Origin of the sequence: Nonomuraea sp. NPDC048826, from assembly GCF_043198225.1 — a bacterium.
Lineage (GTDB): Bacteria > Actinomycetota > Actinomycetes > Streptosporangiales > Streptosporangiaceae > Nonomuraea.
This window is the reverse complement of the sequence record NZ_JBICUQ010000011.1, coordinates 226,285-234,737: the sequence shown is the minus strand read 5'-3', so window position 1 is coordinate 234,737 and position 8,453 is coordinate 226,285. Positions and strand designations below refer to the sequence as shown.

The following is an 8,453-nucleotide window of genomic DNA, read 5'->3' as shown; positions in this document are numbered from 1 at the left end:
GGACGGAAGCGTCGAGCCAGGGAGGCCAGAGACTGTAAGACGCGAAAGTCGACTCAGCGCACAAGCCCGTCCTTGGGATGTTCGAACACCCGCACCCTCCCACTGTCAGCTTGCGCGCGCTGCTTCCCTGATACGTCGCCCAGCCCGCCCGGTCGTCCGCTGCTCGTCTGTGCACGCACCCGCCTGACCCGATTGTGCGATCCCGCTCAACCCCGGAGATGCCGTCCGCACGATCTGCGTCCGCACGATCTGCCACTCCGACCGGAGATCTCTCGACACCCGCCCTGCCACACCCGGCCAACCCTGCGGCGTCCTCATTCGACTCCCCGCCCGACTCGCCGCCCGACTCGCCGCCCGACTCGCCGCCCGACTCGCCGCCCGGCTCGCGTCCGGCCAACCAACCCACCGCCCGGCTCGCGTCCGGCCATCCGGCTCGCGCCCTCCCGGCTCGCGCCCTCCCGGCTCCACCCTCCTGGTTTCACCCACCCATCTCCACCCACCCATCTCTACCCACCCATCTCCACCCACCCCGCCACGTGCCCAGCCAACCTCCGGCGAAGTTGCGTGTCGTAAGTAGCCTTGGCGTGTGATCGACTCGACCTACCCGAAGAGCTTCGCCAGCGACAACCACGCCGGCGTCCATCCCGCCGTCCTCGAAGCCATGACCGCCGCCAACCACGGCGACGCGCCCGCGTACGGCGGTGACACCTGGACGGCGACGTTCGAGCAGCGCGTCAAGGACGTGTTCGGCCCGCAGGCCGAGGGGTTCGCCGTGCTCAACGGCGCGGGCGCGAACATGGTCGGCCTGGCGCTCATGCTCGGCCGCTACGACGCGATCATCTGCCCCGACACCGCCCACATCGCCACCCACGAGACCGGCGCGACGGAACGCCTGCTCGGCGTGAAGCTCGTGACCGTGCCGACGCCGGACGGCAAACTCCGCCCCGACGACATCACCTCACGCCTGTCCGTCCTGGGTGAGCACCACCAGCCGCAGCCGCGCGTCGTCTCCATCTCCCAAGTGACGGAACTCGGCACCTGCTACTCCCCCGCCGAGATCGCCGCCCTCGCCGAGACCGCGCACGCCGCCGGATTGCGCCTCCACGTCGACGGTGCCCGGCTGGCCAACGCGGCGGCGTATCTCGGGTGCGGCCTGGACGAGATCACCACGGCGGCAGGCGTGGATGTCTTCAGCTTTGGCGGCACCAAGAACGGCGCGCTGGCCGCCGAGGCGGTCGTCGTCCTGGCCCCTTCCCTCGCCTCGTCCGTTCCGTTCCTGCGCCGACAATCGCTCCAGCTCGCGTCGAAGATGCGGTTCATCTCGGCTCAGCTCACCGCTCTGCTCACCGACGACCTGTGGCATCGGAACGCCGCCCACGCCAACGCGATGGCCCTCCGGCTGGCGGACGGTCTCACCGGCATCCCCGGCATCACGCTTGAGCATCCCGTCGAGTCCAACGCCGTCTTCGCCAGACTCTCCGTCCAAGTCGCCAAGGCGCTCCTGGACCGCTACCTCTTCCACTTCTGGGACGAGTCAGCAGGCGTCGTCCGCTGGATGATGGCCTTCGACACGACGCCGGACCACGTCGACGACTTCCTCAACGACATCCGGAAGGCAGCTACCTGACACCCTCGACGATGTTTCACGTGAAACTCTCCCGCCCGCCGGAGCGCCACGTTTCACGTGAAACATGCGAGGCACCCCCGAGAACAGTGGCGACGGCATGCGTCTGATAGGCGGGCTCCCACCCGGGCTGGCTGGCCCATGGGACAGAGAAATGCTCGACTCTCGGGGGGACGGCAGACACACGCCAGACAGAGCAGACTGAGGCGTGTCTGCGCCGCGTGACTTCACGAGAACGCCGCACCCCGTCACGCGAGCATGGGGAGACCAGCAACCCGCCGTTTCACGTGAAACATGGAGCGGGGAGCACTGACCGCTGTTTCACGTGAAACCACCAGCCAGACGAGACCAGGGAACCAGCGAGGTCCCCGACATCCTCCCGAGTGGATGCCTACTCCTCGGCCTCTCGCATGACGCGGGCCGCCTCGGGAGCCATCGTGCCGATGATGCGCTCAAGGTCGTCGATCGTGGCGAACTCCACCACGATGCGCCCCTTCCGACGCCCGAGGTCCACCTTCACCTTGGTCTCGAAGTGGTCGGAGAGCCGGTCCGCGAGATGGGCGAGACCGGGGGCGGTCGGCTTGGCCGCCTGACGCTCGCGGGCAGGCTTGGCCGGCGCGGCCTGGACGCTCCCGAGCGAGACGATCTCCTCCACCGCGCGCACGGACAGCAGTTCGGCGACGATGCGCTTGGCGAGCTGGATCATCTCTTCCGGCGTGGAGAGGCCGAGCAGGGCACGCGCGTGGCCGGCGGAGATGGACCCGCCCGCGACCTTGAGCTGGACTTCCGGCGGGAGGCTGAGCAGGCGCAGGGTGTTGGTGATGTGGGACCGAGAGCGGCCGACCTTCTGGGCGATCTGATCGTGGGTCGCCTCAAAGTCGTCGAGGAGCTGCCGGTAGGCGGCCGCCTCTTCCAGCGGGTTGAGCTGCTCCCGCTGGAGGTTCTCAATCAGGGCGTCACGGAGCAGGTCGGTCTCACGCGTGTTGCGGACGATCGCCGGGATCTCCTGCAGGCCCGCCATCTTGCAGGCGCGCAGTCGCCGCTCCCCCATGATGAGCTCGTACTGTCCACCACCCACCGGGCGCACCACCACGGGCTGCAGCAGACCGACCTCACGGATCGACGCCTCCAACTCGAGAAGGCGCTCCTCGTCGAACACCTCACGTGGCTGGCGCGGATTCGGCACGATCGCGGCGATGGAGACTTCCTTGAAGTACGCCCCGGCAACAGGCTTGGGACCGGTGTCTTGCGCCACCGACCCGTTGGCAGGAGGCACCGTCCCCGTACCGTCAACAATGGGACCGGTCGGAATGAGCGCTCCCAGCCCCTTGCCCAATCCCCGCCGCTGCTGGCTCACTACGTCTCCTCATCCACACCCGGCCGATTCGGGTCGCTCCAGGAGAGGTTACCGTTGCGCGCCCCGGACAGTGTCTCCTCTCCACACCGTCCCACCGGATTTACGGCACCATGCCCCGAACACCCGATGCCAGAGGCTTTCCGAACCCATTTGATTCCCCACTGCCATCCGGGCGTGGCGAGTCATTGCGCTGTCCGTCCCACGGGCGCGAAGCCGGGAGCCCGAGAACATCACGACGTATGTCGCGGCAACTCATGATGCGTGGCGGTGCCGGGTGATCGCCTCCCGCCGACTCACACGCTCATTCCCGCCCATTGACACCCATGCCGCAATTCCCGGTCGACACAGGCTCTCTACATGGCTCCCCGGCCCACAGGCACGGGATGGCCTCGATCGCCCGCGCCAAGTAGCGCGGCTGACAGCGTCGAGAGGCGCGCCGAGCCCGACAGCCGAGGTGGCAGCGCGACTGCAGTCCCCCTACGGCAGCGCGGGGCGATCCCATTGAAGCCAGCGGGCAGTTGGTGCCTTCCACCCAGCACGCGGTGGTCTCCTACGTCAGCGTCCGGTAGTCCCTACGCCAACGCTCAGCGGCTCCCCTGCACCAGCGCGCCGTGGTCTCCTACGTCAGCGTCCGGTAGTCCCTACGCCAGCGCGCCGTGATCTCCTACGCCAGCGCCCGGTAGTCCCCCACAGCGTCCAGTAGTCCCTACGCCAGCGCTCAGCCAGCTTCCCTATACCAGTGCCCGGTGGGCGATTTCGCGGGCCGCGTCCATGTAGGCCATCGCGCCGCTGGAGCCCGGGTCGTAGGTCATGACCGACTGACCGTAGCTGGGTGCCTCCGAGAGGCGGACGCTCCGCGGGATCACCGTGTTGAGGACCGTGTCGCCGAAGTGGGCGCGAACCTCGTCCGCCACCTGTGACGCCAGCCGGGTGCGGCCGTCGTACATGGTGAGGACGATCGTGGACAGGCGGAGCGTCGGGTTGAGGTGGGCCTTGATGAGGTCGACGTTCCTCAGGAGCTGGCCGAGCCCTTCCAGCGCGTAGTACTCGCACTGGATCGGGATCATGACCTCGTCCGCGGCCACCAGGGCGTTGACCGTGAGCAGGCCGAGCGACGGCGGGCAGTCGATGATCACGTAGTCGAAGTCCACCGACTCGTACGCCCCCAGCGCCCGGCGCAGGCGGGCTTCCCGGGCGACCAGCGAGACGAGCTCGATCTCGGCGCCGGCCAGGTCGATGGTGGCAGGGGCGCAATAGAGGTTGGGCATGTCGGGCACCTGCTTGACGATGTCCGCCATCGGCAGGTCGTCGACCAGCACCTGATAGACGTCCGGAACGTCGCCGCGGTGCTCGGTGGCCAAGGCGGTGGACGCGTTGCCCTGGGGATCAAGGTCGACCACCAGCACGCGCTCGCCCTTCATCGACAGCGCGGCCGCGATGTTGACCGAGGTCGTGGTCTTGCCGACGCCACCCTTCTGATTGGCCACCGCGATCACCCGTGTCTTCGCCGGCTTGGGCCAGGAGTCACCGTCACCGCTCAGGATGTCGTCCGCCTGGGCCGGCAACTGCGTAGCCGGTGTTTCACGTGAAACCACTGAGTTGAGCGCCTCTCGTACCAACGGCGAATCACCTGGGTTCAGGGGGGTCTGGGTCACGATGGCCATCCTTTCAACCCGTGGCGTTCCGGTGACGGGAATTCGCTGTCGCGACACGCCCATTTCGGGCCAGCCAACCCCCGAGCGATTCTCGGACGGAGACATGTCGGGCCAGCCCAGGCCGCTTTGCGCGACTGGCATGCCGTCACCTCCTTCGTCGCGACCTTTTCTGCTCAGGCGCGCGACCCGCTACGACTCGCACCAGTGTTGCAGGCGGCTCGACCTTACCGCGCCCCACGGTCACAAGCTCGGCCGCACGGGCGCCGACGGCCTTGAGTCGCGGCTCTGCCTCGGCGAGTTCCTCCGCGGCCCGCTCCCCCTTCATGGCGATCAGCTCGCCGCCCTCGCGGAGCAGCGGCATCGCCCAGGTGAGCAGCCGGTCGAGCGGCGCCACGGCGCGGGCGCTGGCGACGTCGAACTCCCGCTTGCCCCGCAGCTCTTCGGCGCGGCCGCGCAGCACCTCGACGTTGTCCAGCTTGAGCGCCTCGACGCACTCCTCAAGGAAGACGGTACGACGGAGCAGCGGCTCCAGCAGGGTAACCGTGAGATCCGGCCGGACGATCGCCAGCACCAGCCCCGGCAGACCGGCACCGGAGCCGATGTCCACCAGGCGCACGTCCTGCGGCACGGCCTCGGCCACGACGGCGCAGTTGAGCAGGTGGCGGTCCCAGATCCGGGGCACCTCGCGCGGGCCGAGCAGCCCCCGGACCACGCCGGGGCCGGCGAGCAGGCCGGCGAACTCCCGAGCTCGATCCCAGGCATCGCCGGTGAACACGTCCCGCGCGATGTCCGGCGGAGGCGGCAGCTCGTCGCTCACTGCTGGGTGACCCTTTCTCACGGTGACGGTGTCCAAGCGGTATCCGGGCGGTGTCTAGGCTATGCGGGCGATCAGTACGGGAAGACTATCGGCCCCGGGTGAGCGGAATCTCAGAGCGCGCCGCCGCCCCGATTTCCACAGTGCGGAAGAGACAACCTGTGGACAAGCCTGTGGATAAAGCTGTGCTCGATTGTACGTACGAAAGCCCGGAAAGGGCCCCTGGCAACGCGAACGGCCGCCGGCGCCCGAAGGCGGGCCGGCGGCCGGAGACTGTGGAAAACCTGGGGGCGCGGTCAGGCGGGCATGACCACGACGTAGCGGTTGGGCTCCTCGCCCTCCGACTCGCTGCGCAGGCCGGCGGCCGCCACCGCGTCGTGGACGATCTTCCGCTCGAAGGGGGTCATCGGCTCCAGGGCACGGGCCTCGCCGTGGTCCTTGACCTCGTCGGCCACTTCGGTGCCGAGCTTGGTGAGCTCCGCGCGGCGACGCTCGCGGTAGCCGGCCACGTCGAGCATGAGGCGCGACCGCTCCCCCGTCTGCCTGTGGACAGCCAGGCGGGTGAGCTCCTGAAGCGCCTCCAGCACCTCACCGTCGGGGCCGACCAGCTCCGTGCTCTTGATGCCGACGACGGAGACCAGCGCGCGGTCGCCTTCGACGTCCATGTCGATGTCGCCGTCGATGTCGGCGATGTCGAGAAGCCCTTCGACGTAGTCGGCCGCGATCTCGCCTTCTTGCTCGAGCGCGTTGAGATCAGGAGTCTTCTCCTGCTCGGCCTCGGTCATGGCCGGCCTCTCCTTCGTGTTCACGACTTCTTGCTGCCGGTGCGCTTGCTGCGGCTCTGGCGGCTGGGCTGGTTCCTGACGATCTTAGGCTGGGGCGGCGGCGCAGGGGCCTCTTCCTCCACCGGAGTCGTCTTGCGCAGCCGCTGGGTCAGGCTGGGCTTGGGCGTGACCGGGATGACGTTGCCCTTGGCGTCGAACTTCGGCATCGGGTGCCGGCTGTAGAACCAGTGCTGCTGGCCGAGGGTCCACACGTTGGTGGTCACCCAGTAGAGGATCAGGCCGAGCGGGAAGTTCAGGCTGAAGAACGCGAACAGCGGCGAGATCCACATGAGGATCTTCTGCTGCTGGGCCATGGGGTTGTCGGGCATCTGCGCCATGGAGCGGGTGACGCTCTGCCGGACGGTGAGGAACGTGGTCAGCGAGCTGATGGCGACGAAGATGCCGAGCACGATCCGCGTCTGCAGGGGGACCGCGTCCAGGGCGATCATGTCCTGCTCGGGCATGAAGAAGTAGGCCGGCAGCGGCGCGCCGAAGATGTGGGCCTTGCCCGCGCTGTCGACCAGTTCCTGCGACATGCCGAACTTCGGCTGGCCGCTGGCCATCGCGTTCAGCACGGTGAACATGCCGATGAAGATCGGGAACTGCGCCACGACGGGGAGGCAGCCGCCGAGAGGGTTGGCGCCCGCGCCCTGGTACAGCGTCATGACCTCTTGGTTCATGCGCTGCTTGTCGTTCTTGTAACGCTTGCGTATCTCCGCCACCTTGGGCGCGAGTTCCTGCATCTTCTTCGACGAGCGCATCTGCTTGAGGAAGAGCGGGAAGATGCAGATCCGCATCAGCACGGTCAGCGTGATGATGGTCAGTGCCCACGTCAGGCCGCTGTCCGGATTCAGGAACGTGCTGTATCCCGTATGGATCCAGATGATGACGAAGGCTACGGCTTCATAGAGCCAGCTCAGCCAGGACAGCTCCACCGAGCTATCTCCCTTGCAATTCGTGAGACCGAACCGGGCGTGGGGGCACCGGGTCAATACCTCCGGGATGGAATGGGTGGCACCGCCCGATGCGCCGGACAGTCAACCATGTGCCGCGCAGTGCCCCGTGTACGGCTATCGCCTCGAGCCCGTACGCGCTGCACGAGGGGTAGAAACGGCAGCGCGGACCGAGCAGCGGGCTGATGAACGCCCGATAGAACCGAATGGGGCCGATCAGCACACGAGCGGCGAGGCTCGGCGTCCCTTGCGGCTGCTCCGTCATCTCTGCCCATCCATCGCGGATTCGTGCCGCTTGAGCAGTCGGTCCAGACTGGAGTCGAGCTCTGCGGCAAGGTGCTCGTATCGCGCTGACGCTGCCGGGGGGTTGGCGCGTACCACAAGCAGGCTACCTCTCGGAAGCCGGTCGAGACGCTCGCGCACCAGGTGTCGGAGCCGCCGTTTGACCTTGTTGCGCACCACCGCGCCCCCTACGGCCCGGCTCACGACGAACCCCACCAAAGGCGTCTCCTCCCCGGAAACGGCGAGATGCACCACCAGAGTGGGGCGACCGGCGCGCTTGCCGCGCTTGATCGCCGTCTGGAAGTCGTCGCCCCGCCTCATGCGGGATGGCCGGGAAAGCATGGAATACGCCTATCGCCCGCCGGCGTGGGTCACCGGCGGGCGGATGGTCAGGCGCGGGGCGATCAGGCCGACAGCTTCTCGCGGCCCTTACGGCGGCGGGAGGCGAGGATGGCACGACCGGCCCGGGTGCGCATCCGCAGCCGGAAGCCGTGGGTCTTCGCGCGGCGACGGTTGTTCGGCTGGAAAGTACGCTTGCTCACGAGTGGGCTCCAGGCTTGAAGGTGCGCACGAGGCGCTGAACACACATGGCTGGCCTGTCTTAGGGCGAGGGCACGCGAAATAGCCGACGCGTGACAAGCCGACCGTCGTACGTTACGGGCCAGGAGCGCCCCAGGTCAAACCGGAACCGTCATCCACGGATCCACAGGCGACTTTTCCACCGGCAGGATCACGTCCACATGTTGTGCACTCAGGTACCACTAGGCTGTGGACAACGCCTTGAACACAGCTGTGCACAAAGATACTGTCGGCCCTCCCAGGCCCGCTAGAGGGCTGTGCATAGCTTGTGGATCTCCTGTGGAGACCGCGGGCGTCCCGGCCGGGGGCGACGCTGTGGACGGCGGGGCCGGCCGCGACGCGCCGGCCCTCTGATTGTGGATAAC

At 67.8% G+C, this 8,453-nt stretch carries 9 protein-coding genes; 1 reads left to right on the top strand and 8 read right to left on the bottom strand.

Annotated features, from left to right (window positions below):
- Positions 1 to 586: 586 nt before the first annotated feature.
- Positions 587 to 1,627, top strand: coding sequence for a threonine aldolase family protein (locus ACGFI7_RS35895; RefSeq protein ID WP_393412661.1), 1,041 nt, complete (start codon positions 587 to 589; stop codon positions 1,625 to 1,627).
- A gap of 388 nt (positions 1,628 to 2,015) precedes the next feature.
- On the opposite strand, the gene ACGFI7_RS35890 is transcribed toward ACGFI7_RS35895, so the two are convergent.
- From ACGFI7_RS35890 to rpmH, 8 genes are all read right to left on the bottom strand, one after another.
- Complete coding sequence (locus ACGFI7_RS35890) at positions 2,016 to 2,981, bottom strand: ParB/RepB/Spo0J family partition protein (RefSeq protein ID WP_393412659.1); 966 nt, start codon at positions 2,979 to 2,981, stop codon at positions 2,016 to 2,018.
- 731 nt (positions 2,982 to 3,712) lie between these two features.
- On the bottom strand, positions 3,713 to 4,645 hold the full coding sequence (locus ACGFI7_RS35885) for a ParA family protein (protein WP_393412867.1): 933 nt from the start codon (positions 4,643 to 4,645) through the stop codon (positions 3,713 to 3,715).
- A 136-nt stretch (positions 4,646 to 4,781) separates the two neighbouring features.
- Positions 4,782 to 5,453, bottom strand: a complete 672-nt coding sequence (gene rsmG, locus ACGFI7_RS35880) for a 16S rRNA (guanine(527)-N(7))-methyltransferase RsmG (protein ID WP_393412657.1) — start codon at positions 5,451 to 5,453, stop codon at positions 4,782 to 4,784.
- Between the two features lie 293 nt (positions 5,454 to 5,746).
- Positions 5,747 to 6,235, bottom strand: a complete 489-nt coding sequence (locus tag ACGFI7_RS35875) for a protein jag (RefSeq protein WP_393412865.1) — start codon at positions 6,233 to 6,235, stop codon at positions 5,747 to 5,749.
- Positions 6,236 to 6,255: 20 nt separating this feature from the next.
- On the bottom strand, positions 6,256 to 7,209 hold the full coding sequence (gene yidC / locus ACGFI7_RS35870; protein ID WP_393412655.1) for a membrane protein insertase YidC: 954 nt from the start codon (positions 7,207 to 7,209) through the stop codon (positions 6,256 to 6,258).
- 4 nt (positions 7,210 to 7,213) lie between these two features.
- Complete coding sequence (yidD, locus tag ACGFI7_RS35865) at positions 7,214 to 7,492, bottom strand: membrane protein insertion efficiency factor YidD (protein ID WP_393412653.1); 279 nt, start codon at positions 7,490 to 7,492, stop codon at positions 7,214 to 7,216.
- Entirely contained in the window at positions 7,489 to 7,851 is a 363-nt protein-coding gene (rnpA, locus tag ACGFI7_RS35860; RefSeq protein ID WP_393412651.1) for a ribonuclease P protein component, read from the bottom strand. The genes yidD and rnpA overlap by 4 nt, the downstream gene beginning before the upstream one ends.
- A 62-nt stretch (positions 7,852 to 7,913) precedes the next feature.
- Complete coding sequence (gene rpmH / locus ACGFI7_RS35855) at positions 7,914 to 8,051, bottom strand: 50S ribosomal protein L34 (protein ID WP_020547366.1); 138 nt, start codon at positions 8,049 to 8,051, stop codon at positions 7,914 to 7,916.
- Between the last annotated feature and the right edge of the window lie 402 nt (positions 8,052 to 8,453).

Excerpts from the sequence above, each read along its gene's own strand:
- rnpA (WP_393412651.1), bottom strand. The coding sequence starts at position 7,851 with ATGCTTTCCCGGCCATCCCGCATGAGGCGGGGCGACGACTTCCAGACG.
- yidD (WP_393412653.1), bottom strand. The coding sequence starts at position 7,492 with ATGACGGAGCAGCCGCAAGGGACGCCGAGCCTCGCCGCTCGTGTGCTG.
- ACGFI7_RS35875 (WP_393412865.1), bottom strand. The coding sequence starts at position 6,235 with ATGACCGAGGCCGAGCAGGAGAAGACTCCTGATCTCAACGCGCTCGAG.
- ACGFI7_RS35885 (WP_393412867.1), bottom strand. The coding sequence starts at position 4,645 with ATGGCCATCGTGACCCAGACCCCCCTGAACCCAGGTGATTCGCCGTTG.